The organism is Actinotalea ferrariae CF5-4, assembly GCF_000603945.1.
GTDB lineage: Bacteria > Actinomycetota > Actinomycetes > Actinomycetales > Cellulomonadaceae > Actinotalea > Actinotalea ferrariae.
In genome coordinates, this window is record NZ_AXCW01000003.1 from 1 (window position 1) to 14,609 (window position 14,609).

12 protein-coding genes are annotated in these 14,609 nt (G+C 75.8%); 4 read left to right on the forward strand and 8 right to left on the reverse strand.

Going from position 1 to position 14,609, the window contains the following annotated elements:
* A partial coding sequence (locus N866_RS00770) for a hypothetical protein (RefSeq protein WP_052022193.1) occupies nt 1-600 on the reverse strand: 600 nt, incomplete at its 3' end.
* Nucleotides 597-1,259, reverse strand: coding sequence for a hypothetical protein (locus tag N866_RS00775; protein WP_034221299.1), 663 nt, complete (start codon nt 1,257-1,259; stop codon nt 597-599). The genes N866_RS00770 and N866_RS00775, both read right to left, overlap by 4 nt.
* Before the next feature lie 192 nt (nt 1,260-1,451).
* Between N866_RS00775 and N866_RS00780 the strand changes: the two genes are divergently transcribed.
* Nucleotides 1,452-1,670: a hypothetical protein gene (locus N866_RS00780; protein WP_034221301.1), complete on the forward strand. Its 219-nt coding sequence runs from the start codon at nt 1,452-1,454 to the stop codon at nt 1,668-1,670.
* An 84-nt stretch (nt 1,671-1,754) separates the two neighbouring features.
* Here N866_RS00780 and N866_RS00785 read toward each other — a convergent pair whose 3' ends face one another.
* The gene (locus tag N866_RS00785) at nt 1,755-3,593 is read right to left on the reverse strand and encodes an LVIVD repeat-containing protein (protein WP_155855128.1); all 1,839 of its coding nucleotides are present in this window, start codon (nt 3,591-3,593) and stop codon (nt 1,755-1,757) included.
* Between the two features lie 157 nt (nt 3,594-3,750).
* Here N866_RS00785 and N866_RS19580 point away from each other — a divergent pair, with 157 nt between their 5' ends.
* Entirely contained in the window at nt 3,751-4,554 is an 804-nt protein-coding gene (locus N866_RS19580) for a DUF305 domain-containing protein (protein WP_052022195.1), read from the forward strand.
* 79 nt (nt 4,555-4,633) lie between these two features.
* On the opposite strand, the gene N866_RS00795 is transcribed toward N866_RS19580, so the two are convergent.
* The 3 genes from N866_RS00795 to arsD are packed head-to-tail and all read right to left on the reverse strand — an operon-like array spanning nt 4,634 to nt 7,634.
* On the reverse strand, nt 4,634-5,425 hold the full coding sequence (locus tag N866_RS00795) for an SDR family NAD(P)-dependent oxidoreductase (RefSeq protein WP_052022196.1): 792 nt from the start codon (nt 5,423-5,425) through the stop codon (nt 4,634-4,636).
* Nucleotides 5,422-7,212, reverse strand: coding sequence for an arsenical pump-driving ATPase (arsA, locus tag N866_RS00800; RefSeq protein WP_034221304.1), 1,791 nt, complete (start codon nt 7,210-7,212; stop codon nt 5,422-5,424). The genes N866_RS00795 and arsA overlap by 4 nt, the downstream gene beginning before the upstream one ends.
* Nucleotides 7,212-7,634 (reverse strand): arsenite efflux transporter metallochaperone ArsD, encoded by a 423-nt coding sequence (arsD, locus tag N866_RS00805; protein ID WP_081802192.1) that lies wholly within the window; start codon nt 7,632-7,634, stop codon nt 7,212-7,214. The genes arsA and arsD overlap by 1 nt, the downstream gene beginning before the upstream one ends.
* A 150-nt stretch (nt 7,635-7,784) precedes the next feature.
* Here arsD and N866_RS00810 point away from each other — a divergent pair, with 150 nt between their 5' ends.
* Entirely contained in the window at nt 7,785-8,138 is a 354-nt protein-coding gene (locus N866_RS00810; protein ID WP_034221307.1) for an ArsR/SmtB family transcription factor, read from the forward strand.
* Nucleotides 8,139-8,290: 152 nt separating this feature from the next.
* On the opposite strand, the gene N866_RS00815 is transcribed toward N866_RS00810, so the two are convergent.
* Both N866_RS00815 and N866_RS00820 read right to left on the reverse strand, forming a co-directional pair.
* Nucleotides 8,291-9,937 carry an ABC-F family ATP-binding cassette domain-containing protein gene (locus N866_RS00815; protein ID WP_034221310.1) on the reverse strand — a complete coding sequence of 549 codons (1,647 nt, stop codon included), beginning with the start codon at nt 9,935-9,937 and terminating at the stop codon, nt 8,291-8,293.
* A 134-nt stretch (nt 9,938-10,071) separates the two neighbouring features.
* On the reverse strand, nt 10,072-11,280 hold the full coding sequence (locus N866_RS00820; RefSeq protein ID WP_034221312.1) for a class I SAM-dependent methyltransferase: 1,209 nt from the start codon (nt 11,278-11,280) through the stop codon (nt 10,072-10,074).
* A gap of 139 nt (nt 11,281-11,419) precedes the next feature.
* Between N866_RS00820 and N866_RS00825 the strand changes: the two genes are divergently transcribed.
* Nucleotides 11,420-14,377 (forward strand): SpoIIE family protein phosphatase, encoded by a 2,958-nt coding sequence (locus tag N866_RS00825; protein WP_052022197.1) that lies wholly within the window; start codon nt 11,420-11,422, stop codon nt 14,375-14,377.
* Nucleotides 14,378-14,609 lie beyond the last annotated feature (232 nt).

A 14,609-nucleotide genomic window follows, 5' to 3' on the forward strand; every position in this document is an offset into this window, starting at 1 on the left:
GGCGCCGACCAGGTCGGCCCGCGGAGCCACCGCGCCGTGCCGTGACCGCCGGGAGGTCCCAGGGGGGGTCGGCCCGCGGTCGACCGAGGCGCGCAGCGCGGCGCTCACCTCGGCCAGGAGCGGCCCGACCCGCCCCCGCCACCCCGCGACGTCGAGGCCCGCGGCCTCGGCACCGTCGGTCAGCACCGCGTCGACCGCGGCACCCAGCTCGGCGGTGAGGTCGCGGGCCCGCTCGCGCAGGGCGGCGTCGTCGGTGCGGGCGGCCGCCTCGGCGAGGTGCCGCAACACCTCGTGGGCCTGCTGGACGACGGGGAACACGGCGAACATCGCCGGCGCCGGACCGTCGCGCCACCCGGCGGGGAAGGCGGCGGTGACCGCCTGGCCCGCACCGAAGCACTCGTACACGGTGCAGCCGACCCAGCCCTCCCGGCGAAGCCGGTCGTGGATGCCGCAGGAGTGGTCGGCCAGGAGGTTCCGGCACGGGTCCCCGGCCGCCTTGTCGACGGGGAAGTCCGCGGAGCGCCGGAAGGGCAGGGCGACGCAGCAGAGCCCGACGCACCGCGTGCAGTCGGACGCGAGCTCGCGCACCGGGGCGCTCACCCCAGGTCTGCCTCCTCCAGCAGCGGCTCGAGCCCCCGCGGCGCGAAGCCCGACGACGTCGCCGCCGTCACCTCGGCCGAGCAGGTCCGCACGGCCGTCCGGTCGTCCCACGGGTCGGGGCCGGTCACGGCGTCGGCGTACCAGGACAGGGCCAGGCCGAGGTCCACCTCCGTGCCGAGCACGCCGGACACGCACTCGACCAGGCGCTCGCGCGCCGCACCCAGCTCGCCGCGGCCGACGTCGTGCTGCACGAACCAGACCGCCTCGATCGCGTCGTTCTCGCGGTCGCACTCCGTGCCCGCGTCCTCCGCCGCCTGCTGCGCCGCCCCGTTGCCCAGCTCGCGGGAGAAGTCGCTGCGGCCGTACGTCTCGCCGCCCGGCTCGACGCGGAAGCCCGCCGACTCCTGGCACGTGACCCAGGCGCGCAGGGCCTGGTCCATCTCCTCGGCGTCGACGACCCGGTCCGCGAGGACCGCGCGCTCGAGCGGGGACAGGTCGGCCAGCAGGGCGCGCGCCGCGCTGTCGTCCCGCCACGCCGCCACGAGCTGCGTCACGACCAGCGCGACCACGACGAGCGTGCCCCCGAGGACGAACCAGGCCCAGCGGCCCGACCGGTCCTGCTCCTCCTGCGCCGCCCGCGCCGCTGCGTCCCGCGCCATCCCGTCCCCGTTCCCGCCGTCCCGGTCCCGCCGGGCTGCCGCCCGTCCGGCAGCACTCTCCGAGAACGCTACGCGCTGCCGCGCCCGTCCCCGGCCGGGCGGCCGTGCCGGCTCAGCCGGGCGGCCGTCCCGGCCCGGCTGGGCGGCCGTTGGTCCCGTACGGACCGGTCCGGGGCAGCCGATGCTGACGGCATGGGCACGGTCCTCTTCCTGGCGCTGCTGACGACGACGCTGTTCGTCGTCGGCCGTCAGGCGCAGCCGCGCCGCGAGCGCCGGCCGCTGCGTGACCTCGGCGTGCGCGACGTGCTGTGGACCGCCGCCGCCGGGGTCCTGGTGCTGGAGCACCTGCACGAGGTGTGGGTCACCCGCGGTGGACCGGGGACGGCAGGGAGCCCGGCGTCGTCCTCGTGAGGACCGGCGCGGCCGCCGCACCAGCAGGTGCGACGGCCGCGGTCGTCGGGCGCCCGGCGGCGCTCCGGTGCCTCAGAGGCTTCGTCAGAGGCTGCCCGCCAGACGACGCAGCTCCGCGGCGAGCGCCTCCTGGCCGGGGGCGGTGAGCTCGCCGGCCACGGCGTTGAGCGTGGCCCTCGCCGAGGTCTTGTTGCGGGCGGCGAAGCCCTCCGCGCGGTCGACGAAGCGCTGGACGTCCGCGGCCTCCTCGGCATCCAGTGCGCCGGCGCGCACAGCCTGGTCGTACGTCGCACGGACGAGGGTGAAGCTCGGCGCGTGGACGATCGGCTCCTGCAGCTGGGCGTTGAGCTCGCCCACCGTCGCGGCGCGCGCGGCCGCGATCTCGGCGGCGCTCAGGTCCTCGGTCGGCGTGAGGGCCCAGCTGTCGAAGCCGAGGAAGATCTCGTTGCCGTAGACGTTCCCGTTGAACCAGTACACCGACCAGTAGCCGCCCTGGTGGAACACGGTGGGGTCGTAGGGGCCGCGGTCGAAGAAGCCGATCTCCTTCGGGTTGGCGGAGTCGGTGAAGTCGACGATCGACGCACCGCCCTCGTACCAGGACTGCACCATCACGTCCCGACCGGGAACGGGGACGAGGTTGCCGTTGTGCGCCACGCACGTCTCGATGCTCGACTGCACGTTCGGGATCTTGTAGTAGCTCCGCCACACCAGCGACGGCGTGCCGGCCTCGTCGCGGACGACGTCGAAGATGGCGTTGGCGCCCCAGTTCGTGGGGTCGGTGGGACGGCACCGCGCCCCCACCCCCCCGCCCCACTCGTCGGTGAAGACGACCTTGGTGCCCGCGTCGTTGAAGGTCGCGGAGTGCCAGTAGGCGAAGTTCGGGTCGGAGACGTCGGCGACCCGCTTCGGGTTCGCAGCGTCGGTGATGTCGAGCAGGATGCCGTCGCCCTGGCAGGCACCGGCGGCCAGGGCGATGGCCGGGTACGCGGTGATGTCGTGGCACGCGGAGGTCGCGGCGACCCGCTGGCCACCGGCGCGGTTGCCGGGGGCCGAGGCGCGCGGGTCGTCGGCCGGCAGGGTGGCCTGGACGCCGCTCGGGGTGAGGCCGGCGATGGGCTGGGTCTCCGTGGCGAAGAGGCGCGGGCTGCTCGTGACGCGCGCGGCGGCCGGGTCGGCCAGCGGCACCTCGATGACGTCGATGCTGTACGCGGACGTCGCCGGGTCCGTCGTCGAGGTCGGGGAGCAGCCGGCGAGCTGGGCGGCGGACCGGATCCCCGCGGTGCCCGAGTTGTAGACCCACACCGTGTCGGTGACGCCGGGCTGGGTGACCACGGTGTGGGTGTGGGAGCCGCGGCAGGTCTGCACACCGGCGACGTACCGCGGGGCCAGCGGATCGCTGATGTCGAAGATGCGCACCCCGCGGAACACGGCCTGCGCGGTGCTGGTCGAGCAGTCCACCCGGGCGCTCGTCGACTCCACGGACATGAAGAGCAGGTCGCCGTGGACGGACACGTCACCCTGCCCGCCGACGCACTCGACCGTCGTGCGGAGCACCGGGGCGGCGGGGTCGGACACGTCGTAGACGCCGAATCCCCGGTAGTTGCCCGAGAAGGCGTAGTCGCCCTGGAAGGCGAGGTCGGAGTTGATGTTGGAGTAGTTGAAGGCGGCCGCCACCCCCGTGTACGCGGGCTTGTCGCGCTCGGCGAGCAGGTCCATGCCGAGGGAGGCCGTGCCGGCGGACCGGTCCGGGCTCGTGAACGCGGCGCCGCCGTCGGTGGGGTTGTTGCCGGGCGCCAGGCCCTGCCGCGGGTCGGCGTCGGACTCGGCCACGGCAGCGCCGGCCGGCACCAGCGCCACGGTGAGCACCGCCGCCACCGTCGCTGTCCGCAGACGCGCCGCACGGCCGGAGGGACGTGCTCTCATCGAAGTCCTCTTCTCGTCGGGGAGGGCTCGCCACCCGCACCGCACCAGCGCTGCCGCCGTTGCGGACCGCACCGTCCGCGTAACATGATCGGATCAATATCCACGGCCCAGGCCGTGAGATCAAGAGGGCGACCGCACGCCCGGTCGAGAGGGGCCCATGCCCGGTTCTGCCCGATCCGTCCCCGCCGCCCTGGTCGCGGCCGCCCTGCTGCTGTCCGGCTGCACCCTCGGCGGCGCCGGGCAGGCCGAGCGGACCGCGGACGTCGAGCAGGTGGAGGGCATCGAGCAGGGCGAGGGCACCGACCAGGCCCAGGGCAGCGAGGTCGTCACCCTGCGGCCCGGCCTGCCGGGGGAGCCCAACCGGGTCGTCGATCCCGACGCCGTCGAGGCGGACGTCGCGCCCGCGTCCCCGTTCAGCGACGCCGACGTCGCCTTCCTCAGGGACATGCGCGTGCACCACGAGCAGGCCCTCGCGATGACGGCACTCGTGGAGGGGCGTACCGACCGCGAGGACGTGCTGCTGTTCGTGCGCCGGATGGACATCTCGCAGACGGCCGAGCTCGAGCAGCTGGAGCGCATGCTCACCCAGCACGAGGAGGCCGTGCGCGCCGCCGGCGCCGGCCCGACCCACGGCGGGCACAGCGGGCACGAGGAGCACGACGAGGAGGGCGGGCACGACGGGCACAGCACCCCCGGCGCGCACCACGCCATGCCCGGCATGCTGAGCGAGCAGGACCTGGCCGCCCTGGAGGCCGCGACCGGCGACGCGTTCGTCCGGTTGTTCCTCGAGGGCATGACCCGCCACCACGAGGGCGCGATCGTCATGGTCGAGGAGCTCCTCGCCGTCGACGGCTCGGCCGCCGACCCGCGGCTGTTCCGGTTCGCGAACCACGTCGACTCCGACCAGCGCATCGAGATCGAGCGCATGGCCCGGCTCTACGCGGAGCTACCGCCGGCCTGACTCGCACGAGGCGGGCCTGCTCCTGCGTCGACGCGCCGTCCGCGCGGTGCCCGAGCCCCCGCTCCGGGCACGGCCCGGGTCACCCGCGGTGGACCTGGAACGGGGCGAAGCTCTGCGTCGTCGGCATGACCTCGACGACGTTGACGTTGACGTGCGGCGGCTGGGACGTCACCCAGGCCACGGTCTCGGCGATGTCCTCCGCGGTGAGCGGCTGCATGTCCCGGTAGGTCGCCTCGACGCGCGACTCGTCCCCGCCGAACCGGATGCGGGAGAACTCCGTACCGGCGACCATCCCGGCCTCGATCGTCGTGACGCGCACACCGGTCCCGTGCAGGTCCGACCGCAGCGCCAGCGCGAGCTGGTGCGCGAAGGCCTTCGACCCGCCGTAGACGTGCCCACCCGGGTAGGGGTAGGTCCCGGCGACGGACCCCATGACGACGACGTGCCCGCGCCGCCGCGCGACCATCCCCGGCAGCACGGCGTGCACCGTCGCGGCGAGCCCGCGCACGTTGGTGTCGATCATCTGCTCCCAGTCGGCCCACGACGCCTCCTGCGCCGGGCCCATCCCGAGCGCCAGCCCGGCGTTGCCGACGACGACGTCCAGCGCCGCCAGGTCCTCCGGCAGGCCGGCGACGACGGCGTGCACCGCCTCGGCGTCGCGCACGTCCAGCGCGACCGGGTGCACGGCGTCCCCGAGCTCGGCCCGCAGGGCGTCGAGCCGCTCCACCCGCCGGGCCGCCGCGACCACGCGGTAGCCCGCCGCGACCATCCGGCGCGTGATCGCGGCGCCGAACCCGGCGCTCGCGCCCGTGACGAGCGCGACCCGCGCACCGGACGACGAGGGCTGCGATGCGGTCGGCTGAGCGCTCATCCCGCCAGTCTGGCACCGGCAGGGCGCGCCAGGTCCCGCAGCGCGGCCAGGCCCACCGGCTCGCTCGTGAGCAGCGGCACGACGGCGCACCGCTCGCTGTCCCTGCGCAGCACCCGCTCGATCTGGACGACCTCCGCCTGGGCGCGGCGCCGCAGCAGCGGGTCCGTGGTGGCGGTGGCCGCGGCGACGTCGTTGACGACCCACGCCCACGGCTCGATGCCCGCGCGGCGCAGGTCCTCCTGCAGGCCCTCGGCCTCCAGGACCGGCGTCGCCTCGGCGAGCGTCACGATCACGGCCCGGGTGTGCCCCGGGTCCTGCAACCGCATCATCGGCGTGGTGAAGGTCGCCGCCGGGCCCATCTGCCGGGCGACGTCGCGGTGGTACGAGCCGGTGGCGTCCAGCAGCAGCAGCGTGTGCCCGGTCGGCGCGGTGTCCAGGACGACGAAGCGCCGTCGGCCGTCGTTGACGACCTTCGAGAACGCCTGGAAGACGGCGATCTCCTCGGTGCACGGCGAGCGCAGGTCCTCCTCCAGGGCCGCGCGGCCGGCGTCGTCCAGGCTCGCGCCCTTCGTGCGGAGCACGTGCTCGCGGTAGCGCGCGGTCTCGGCAGCGGGGTCGATGCGCGTGACCTCCAGGTCCGGCACGGTGCCCTCGAGGGTCTGGGCCAGGTGGGCGGCCGGGTCGGTGGTGCTGAGGTGGACCGGCAGCCCGCGCTCGGCGAGCGCCACGGCGACGGCCGCGGCCAGGGTGGTCTTGCCGACACCGCCCTTGCCCATGAGCAGCACGAGGCCGTGCTCCTGCGCGGCGAGCTCGTCCACGAGGTCGGCGACCGAGCGGGCGCCGGGCGGCAGGGGCGGCAGCTCGGCGCCGTCGTCCCCGGGGACCGCGACCTGACCGGCCTCGAACAGGCTGCCCAGGGCGTCCAGGCCGACCATGTCGTCGCCCTTGAGCTCCAGGACGTCCCGCGGCAGCGCGGCGAGCGCGGGCGGCAGGGTGGCGAGCACGGCCCGCTCCCGCTCGTGGACGGCGGTGGCCAGCGCGTCCCCGGACCGGGGCTCGGGCAGCGCCGCGTTGACGACGAGGTGCTGCTGGCGCAGGCCCAGCGCGGCAAGCTCGTCGTGGGTGCGGGCGACCTCCGCGACGGCGGCCCGCTGCGCCCGGGTGACCAGCACCAGGCGGGTGCGCTCGGGGTCGCCGAGGGCGGCGACGGCCTCGGCGTAGACGGTGCGCTGGCGCTCGAGCCCCGCGAGGGGGCCGAGGCACGACGCGTCGCCCTTGCCCTCGTCGAGGAAGTCCGTCCAGGACGACGGCAGCTGGAGCAGCCGGATCGTGTGGCCGGTCGGGGCGGTGTCGAACACGACGTGGTCGAAGCGTCCGGTCAGCACGTCGTCGGTGAGGAGGGCGGTGAACTCGTTGAACGTCGCGATCTCGGTGGTGCAGGCGCCGGAGAGCTGCTCCTCGATGAGGCGCACCTCCGCCGCGGGGAGCAGGCCACGGACCGGGCCCACGATGCGCTCGCGGTAGGCGGAGGTCGCCTCGTCGGGGTCGATCTCCAGGGCCGAGAGCCCGTCGACGGACGGCACCCGCGTGACCGTGTTGCCGATCCTCAGCCCGAGCACCTGTCCGACGTTCGACGCCGGGTCCGTGCTGACCAGCAGCACCGACCGGCCCTGCCGCGCGAGCGCGACCGCGCCGGCGCACGCGATGCTCGTCTTGCCGACCCCGCCCTTGCCCGTGAGGAAGAGGTAGCGGGGGGCGTCGACGAGGAAGGCCGGCAGGGCGTCCATCAGCAGGACCCGCCGCCGCAGCAGCCACCGGCCAACGGGAGCACGGCGGCCGGGGCGGGCACCGCGCTCGGGGCAGGCGGGGCGTCCGGCGTCGGCACGGCGCTCGGGGCGGGCTCGGCGGCGACGCCGGCCCAGCGGGCGAGCTCCGCGCGGCCCGGGTACCGCCCGGCCATCGCGACGGCGCCGTCCACGAGGACGAGCGGCAGACCCTCGGAGCCGGAGACCTGGAGGAGGTCCAGGACGGCGGGACGGCCGGCGAAGGCCGCGGGCTCGGAGGCGAGGTTGAACCGGGCGACGTCCTGGCCCCGGCCGCGCAGCCAGTCCAGGTCCGCGGAGAACGTGACGAGCTCCTGCGGCACGTCGGTCCCGCACACCCCCGTGCTGCAGCACATCGCCGGCTCGAACACCTCGATGGTGGACATCACTGCCTCCTCCTGGATCGCGCACTGACCCGCAGTGCTGGATCCCGCCGCCGCATCACTGCTGCACCGCACTGCCGCTGTATCGACATCTGTCGATCCAGCATCCTCCCGTCCATCGACACCTGTCAATACAGGTGCGACCATGGCCCCATGAGCGTGCGCACCCTGCCCCTGACCGACGTCACCGTCTGCAGCGCCCCGCTCGTCCGCGACCCGATGGGCCCGGACCGCGCGACGGACCTCGCCCGGGCGTTCAAGGCCCTCGGGGACCCGGCACGCCTCCGGCTGCTCTCCCTCATCGGCGCGCACCACGGCGGCAGCGCCTGCGTCTGCGACCTCACCGAGCCGCTCGGCCTGAGCCAGCCCACCGTGTCCCACCACCTCCGGGTCCTGCGCGAGGCCGGCCTGGTCACCAGCGAGCGCCGCGGCACCTGGGTGCACTACACGCTGGTGCCCGGCGCGCTCGGTGCGCTCGCCGTCGTCCTGGCGGACGAGGCCGGCTGACCCGACGGGCCGACGTCGACCGCGGACGGCCCGCCGGCCACGCGGCGGACGGTCTCGCGAGCACCATCGTGGAGGGTTCACCGCGTCTCCCGCGGGAGATGCTCCACGTCCACCCGCGCCGACCGGCCCGGCACCCCCGGGTGCCCGACGCGTCAGTCCGCGGGGACCTCGGTGACCTGACCGGCCTCGACGTGCCACCGGCGCGTGAGCCGCACCGTCTCGAGCATCCGCCGGTCGTGCGTGACCAGCAGGATCGTCCCGTCGAAGGACTCCAGCGCCTGCTCGAGCTGCTCGATCGCGGGCAGGTCGAGGTGGTTGGTCGGCTCGTCCAGCACGAGCAGGTTCACCCCGCGCGCCTGGAGCAGCGCCAGCGCCGCCCGCGTCCGCTCACCCGGGGACAGCGAGCCGGCCGGCCGCTCGACGTGGTGCACCCCGAGGCCGAACTTCGCCAGCAGCGTGCGGACGTCCGCCGTCGGCCAGTCGGGCACCTGGTCGGCGAAGGCCCGCCCCAGGGGCGCGTCCCCCTCGAACGCCGCGCGCGCCTGGTCGACCTCCCCGACCAGCACGCCCGACCCGCGCTCGGCCGTGCCCGACGTCGGCGCGACGCGACCGAGCAGCATCGCCAGGAGCGTCGACTTGCCCGCGCCGTTGGGCCCGGTGACGGCCACCCGGTCCTGCCAGTCGAGCTGGACGTCCACCGGACCGAGCCGGAAGTCCCCGCGGTCGACGACGGCGCCGCGCGCCACCGCGACCACGGCACCGGAGCGTGGCGCTGCGGCGATCGACATCTGCAGCTGCCACTCCTTGCGCGGCTCGTCCACCGTCTCCAGCCGCTCGAGCGCCCGCTCGCTCTGCCGCGCCTTGGCGGCCTGCTTCTCCGACGTCTGCCCGCGGAAGTGCTTGATGAACTTGTCGTTGTCGGTGGCCTTGCGGCGCGCGTTGCGCACGCCCTTGGCCATCCACGCCCGCTGCATCCGGGCGCGGGCCTGGAGCGCGTCCCGGCGCGCCTCGTACTCCTCGTACGCCTCGCGCGCGCGACGGCGGGTCACCGAGCGCTCCTCCAGGTAGGCGTCGTACGAGCCGCCGTAGACGAGGACGCGCTGCAGGCTGCGGTCGATCTCGACGACGGTCGTGACGGTGCGGCTCAGGAACTCCCGGTCGTGGCTGACGACGACGACGGGCGCCTCCGCCTCGTGGACGAACCGCTCGAGCAGGTCCAGGCCGTGGGCGTCGAGGTCGTTGGTCGGCTCGTCCAGCAGGTACAGGTCGAAGCGGGACAGCAGCAGGGCGGCCAGGCCGACCCGAGCCGCCTCGCCCCCCGACAGCGCCGTCATGGGCAGGTCGAGGTCGACGGTCAGCCCGAGGTCGTCCGCGACGGTGCCGAGGCGCGCGTCGAGGTCCGCCCCGCCCAGCGCCAGCCAGGTCTCGAGCGCGTCGCCGTAGGCGTCGTCGGCGCCGGGCGCCCCGGTCGCGAGCCCGTCGGCGGCGGCGTCCATCGCGTCCTGCGCGGGAGCGACGCCGGTGCGCCGGGCGAGGTGGTCGCGCACCGTCTCCCCCGGGACCCGCTCGATCTCCTGGGCGAGCAGCCCCAGCCGCGCGTGCGGCGGGGAGACGGACACGGCGCCGTCGTCGGGGGCCCGCAGGCCCGCGAGGATGTGCAGGAGCGTGGACTTCCCGGCGCCGTTGGGCCCGACCAGCCCGACGACGTCGCCCGGCGCGACGACGAGGTCGACACCGGTGAACAGCGCCCGCTGACCGAAGCCCGCACCGACACCCTTGGCCTGGACAGTGGCTGACATGGTGACCATCCTCCCGTGCCCGGACCGTGCCCCCGCGCCGAGGCGGTGCCCGTCACGGCACGGTGCGGGCGCGGGCGCGGGTGCGACCGCAGGAGAGGGGTGTCGAGCGGCAGAGCAGGGGAGTCCGCGGCCCGTCAGGCGCGGCGCGACGCCGTGACCGTGAACGTGGGGTTGCGGTGGACCTGGCGGGTCGGGCCGACGAGCCGCTCCAGGACGGGTCGGTACTGCAGGTGGGAGTTCCACACCGCCCACAGCTCGCCCCCCGGCCGCAGCGCCCGGCCGGCCTCGGCGAAGAGGTGCCGGGCGATGCCGGTGTGCACGGCCGCACCCGTGTGGAACGGCGGGTTGAGGACGACGAGGTCGACCGAGGCGTCCGGCACCGATGCCAGCCCGTGGTCCCGCCGGACGGTCACCCGGTCCGCGACGCCGTTGGCGGCGGCGGTGGCGTGCGCCGAGGCGGCGGCCGCGGCGGAGACGTCGGTCGCGAGCACCTGCGCCCCGGGGTGGGTGCGCGCGAGCAGCGTGGCCAGGACGCCCGTCCCGCAGCCCAGGTCCACCGCCGACGCCGCGTCCGGCACCGCCCGCTCGACGAACGGGGCCAGCGCCCGGGTGCCGAGGTCGACGCGGGCGCCGGCGAACGCCCCCGGGTACGCGCAGACGACGAGGTCCAGGTCGGCGTCGTGATGGCGCGCCGGCGTGCCCCAGCGGGTGTCGCCGGCCGTGGCGGTCGCGTCGTCGTCGGGCCGACGCGGGCCGGTCGCGACGAGGACCCGCGACTTCTGCCGTGCGAGGCGGGCCTGGAGCTCGGCGAAGTGCCGCCCGAGGACGCCGTTCATCGCGGGGGTCATGTGCTTGACGCGGCCCCCCGCGAGCAGCACGACGTCGGGGGCCGCGTGCGCCGCCACGAGGGCGGCGACGTCGTCGAGGGCGTCGAGCGACCGCGGGAGCTGCAGCAGGATGACGCGGGCGCCGCGCACGAGGTCGGGGGTGAAGGGCAGCTGCGTGAAGAGCGCGTCGGTCGAGGACGGCGTCACCAGGCCCGCCCGCTCCGCGTTCGCCGCGAGCGCCAGCTCCCCCGTCAGCTCGTCCTGGTGGACCCGCACCCCGGTCGCGCCGTGCAGCGCGACCGCGCCGAGGGTCAGCGCGCCGTACCGGTCCCCGACGACGACGACCTCGCCCGGGCCGGCCGTCGCGAGGGCGGCCGCGGCCTCGTCGAGGAGGAGCCGGTCGGTCGCGTCGACCGCGACCAGGTCCGGCGCCTCGACGTCGGGGGCCCGCCGGAGCGCGTCGAAGGAGAAGGCGGTGGCCTGGGTCGGGCGCGGCGCGTCGGGAGGGGTCGTCACCGTCCGAGGGTAGGTGGCCGCGCCGGACGCCCCGGCCGGGCAGGCACGCGCGCCGCCCGGGCAGGACCCGTGCGCCCCGACCGGCGGACCGCCGCGTCCGCGGCTACGCTGCCGGACACCGACCCACGGAGGAGGGCGCGTGCCCGATCCGCAGCAGCCGGGCGTCGACACCGCCCCGCCCGCGACGGTCCCCGGCCGGTCCGGGCCCTCCCCGCGCGACGTGCTCGGGTCCGACGACGCAGCGGAGACCCTCGTGGGCCTCCTCGGTGCCCCGGCGGTGCGGGCCGCCCGCGTCGGGACGTTCGCGTGGGACCTGCGCTCCGGCACCGTCGCGGTCGACCGTGCCTTCGCCGCCCTGCTCGGGCTGGACGACCTCGTCGCGACCGGGGGCGACGTCGAGGCGACCGTGCTCCCCGTCGACGGGATCGCCGACCGCCTCCACCCCCACGACCGGGCACGCATCGCCCAGGCCCTGCTGGGCGGTCGCGAGGGCGAGGACGAGATCACGGTCGAGTACCGCGCCCTGGACACCACCGACGAGCCGCGCTGGCTGCTCACCCACGCCCGCCTCGTGCGCGACGACGCCGGGGCGGTGCTGGGTGCGGTGGGGTCGGTGATCGACAGCACGAGCCTCTCGCAGGGCGAGGCCCGCACGACCCGGCTGCTCGAGGCGATGCCCACGGCCCTGTTCCTCCTCGACCGGGACTGGCGCTTCACGTACCTCAACGCGGAGGCGGAGCGCATGCTCGGGCGGTCCCGCCGGGACACCCTCGGTCGGGACCTCTGGGAGCTCTACCCGGACTCGGTGGGCACGGTCTGGGAGGAGCGGTACCGGCACGCGGTCGAGACCGGGCAGCCGGTGGTCTTCGACGTCCAGCCGCCGGCGCCGCCCGTGCGCTGGCTCGAGGTGCGCGCCTGGCCGGGGCCGGACGGGCTCGCGGTCTACCTCCTCGACGTGACGCAGGCCCGGGACGCGACGCACGCGCTCGAGCACGCGGCCCGCCGCGGTTCGCTGCTCGCCGAGATCACGGCGGTGCTCGCCGGCAGCGCCGACCCGGAGGACGCGGTGCGGGCGCTCGCGGACCGCGTCGTGCCCGAGCTCGCCGACTGGGCGATCGTCACGCTCGTGGTCGAGGACGGGAACCGGGTGCCGTCGCTCCGGGACGTCGCGACCCGCCACGCCGACCCCGCCAGCCAGCCCCTGGCCGACCGCTACGCCGCGGTGCGGCTCCAGCAGCTCACGTCGGGCTCGTACGTCGACCGGGTCATGTCCACCGGCGAGATCGTGCACCTCGAGGCGGACGCGACGGCGAAGGTCCGGGCCGTCCTGCGGCCGGGCGAGGCGCGGGACCTCCTCGACGCGCTGGCCCCGCACACGGGGACGCTGCTGCCGCTGCGCGCCCGGGGCCGGACGCTCGGCCTGCTGAGCCTCTTCAACCACGACGGCCGCCCCTCCCTGGACCAGGACGAGCTGCGGCTCGCCGAGGAGATCGCGGCCCGGGCCGGTCTGGCCCTGGACAACGCCCGCCTGCGCGAGCGCCAGGTGCGCCTCGCCGAGCGCCTCCAGCGCTCGATGCTGACCGAGCCGGTGCGCGGGGAGGACCTCCGGATCGCGGTCCGGTACGTGCCCTCGGCGGAGGCGGCCCAGGTGGGGGGCGACTGGTACGACGCGTTCCGCGACGCGGACGGCTCGACGCTCGTGGTCATCGGCGACGTCGTCGGCCACGACAACGAGGCGGTGGCGGCGATGGGGCAGCTGCGCTCCCTGCTGCGCGGGATCGCCGTCTCCGAGGGGCCCACGCGGTCCACGCCCGGCGCGCTGCTGCACCAGCTCGACCGGGCCGTCGAGCTGCTCCAGGTCAGCACGATGGCGTCGCTGGTCGTCGCGCGCCTCGAGCCCACCGCCGACGGCGACCACCTGCTCCACTGGTCCAACGCGGGCCACCCACCGCCGCTCCTGCTGTCCCCCGACGGCGAGGTGCGCCCGCTCGTGGCGGACCGCCGTGACCTGTTCGTCGGGGTGACGGTCGACGCCCAGCGCACCGACTCCACGGTCCGGGTCGGGACGGGCACGACCGTGCTCCTCTACACCGACGGCCTCGTGGAGCGGCGCGACCGGCCGGCCCGCGACGGCGTCCTGGACCTCCAGCAGGTGCTGCGCGGCCTGGGGCCCCTGGACCTGGAGGACCTGTGCGACGCGGTCCTGGAGCGCATGCTCCCGGACCGGGCCCAGGACGACGTCGCGCTCCTGGCCGTGCAGGTGAGCCCCGACGACGACGCGCCCGCGACGGCCGACGAGACGATCGCCCGCACGCCTGGGACACTCGCCGGGTGGCCGCCCTCCGCAGAGACCCACGGCACCGTCGTGCGTGAGGACCGCCACCTGTTCACCATCGACCCGGACGCGCCGTTGGCTGAGGCCCGCGCATGGGCCTCCGACCGCTCGGCGGCGCTGGGGGCCGGTCCCGAGGAGCTCACCGTCGTCGCGCTCCTGACCAGCGAGGTCGCCTCCAACGCGACCCGCCACGGCAGCGGCGGTGCGGTGCTGGAGGTGGTCGCGGTCGACGGCGGCGTGCGCATCACCGTGACCGACCACGGCGACGGCCTGCCGCAGGTGCTGCACCCCGACGCGGGCACGCCCGGCGGGCGGGGCGTGTGGCTCGTGTCGGAGCTGTCGCGGGCGTGGGGGGTCGAGCTGCTCCCCGGCGGGGGCAAGGCCGTGTGGTTCGAGGTGGAGGTGCCAGGGGTGATGGCGGAGGACGCGGACCAGGACGGCCACGGGTCGGTCCCGGACAGCGACGGCCCGGGCGGCAGGGACCGGACGGCCGAGGACGACGTCGCGGTGCTGGAGCTCACGGGCTACGTCGACGCCGACACCCGGGACGAGCTCCTCGTCCGCGTCGACGAGGTGCTCGCGAGCGGGCGGCCCGTCGTCGTGCGCTGCGAGGGCCTGGACTTCGTGGACTCGACCGGTCTGGCGGCGCTGAGCCGGCTCGCGACCGGGACGCCGGAGCCGCCGCGCATCGTCGGGGCGCCGGTCCAGCTCCGCCGCATGCTCCACCTCACCGGCCTGGACGCGCTGGTCCGCCTCGACTGACGGGTGACGGCGCGGGCCACCGGCGACCTCCGGCCGGCCGGGCTCGAACGCCTGACCATGATCCGCCTCTGGCCTGCAATGATGCGACTGCACGCAGAGAGCGCTCTCCCAGCATGCGAGATCGCTCTCTGGAACCGGTTCCATTTTGCCCGGATCACAGTGATACTGCCCATGGACCCGACCCCCCGGGGCCCGCGCGACGGCGCGCGGACGACGACTCCAAAGGTGGAGA

Coding starts and splice junctions, on each gene's coding strand:
- arsA (WP_034221304.1), bottom strand. CDS start 7,212: ATGGACGCCCTGCCGGCCTTCCTCGTCGACGCCCCCCGCTACCTCTTC.
- N866_RS00785 (WP_155855128.1), bottom strand. CDS start 3,593: ATGAGAGCACGTCCCTCCGGCCGTGCGGCGCGTCTGCGGACAGCGACG.
- N866_RS00815 (WP_034221310.1), bottom strand. CDS start 9,937: ATGTCAGCCACTGTCCAGGCCAAGGGTGTCGGTGCGGGCTTCGGTCAG.
- arsD (WP_081802192.1), bottom strand. CDS start 7,634: ATGTCCACCATCGAGGTGTTCGAGCCGGCGATGTGCTGCAGCACGGGG.
- N866_RS00780 (WP_034221301.1), top strand. CDS start 1,452: ATGGGCACGGTCCTCTTCCTGGCGCTGCTGACGACGACGCTGTTCGTC.
- N866_RS00810 (WP_034221307.1), top strand. CDS start 7,785: ATGAGCGTGCGCACCCTGCCCCTGACCGACGTCACCGTCTGCAGCGCC.
- N866_RS00775 (WP_034221299.1), bottom strand. CDS start 1,259: ATGGCGCGGGACGCAGCGGCGCGGGCGGCGCAGGAGGAGCAGGACCGG.
- N866_RS19580 (WP_052022195.1), top strand. CDS start 3,751: ATGCCCGGTTCTGCCCGATCCGTCCCCGCCGCCCTGGTCGCGGCCGCC.
- N866_RS00795 (WP_052022196.1), bottom strand. CDS start 5,425: ATGAGCGCTCAGCCGACCGCATCGCAGCCCTCGTCGTCCGGTGCGCGG.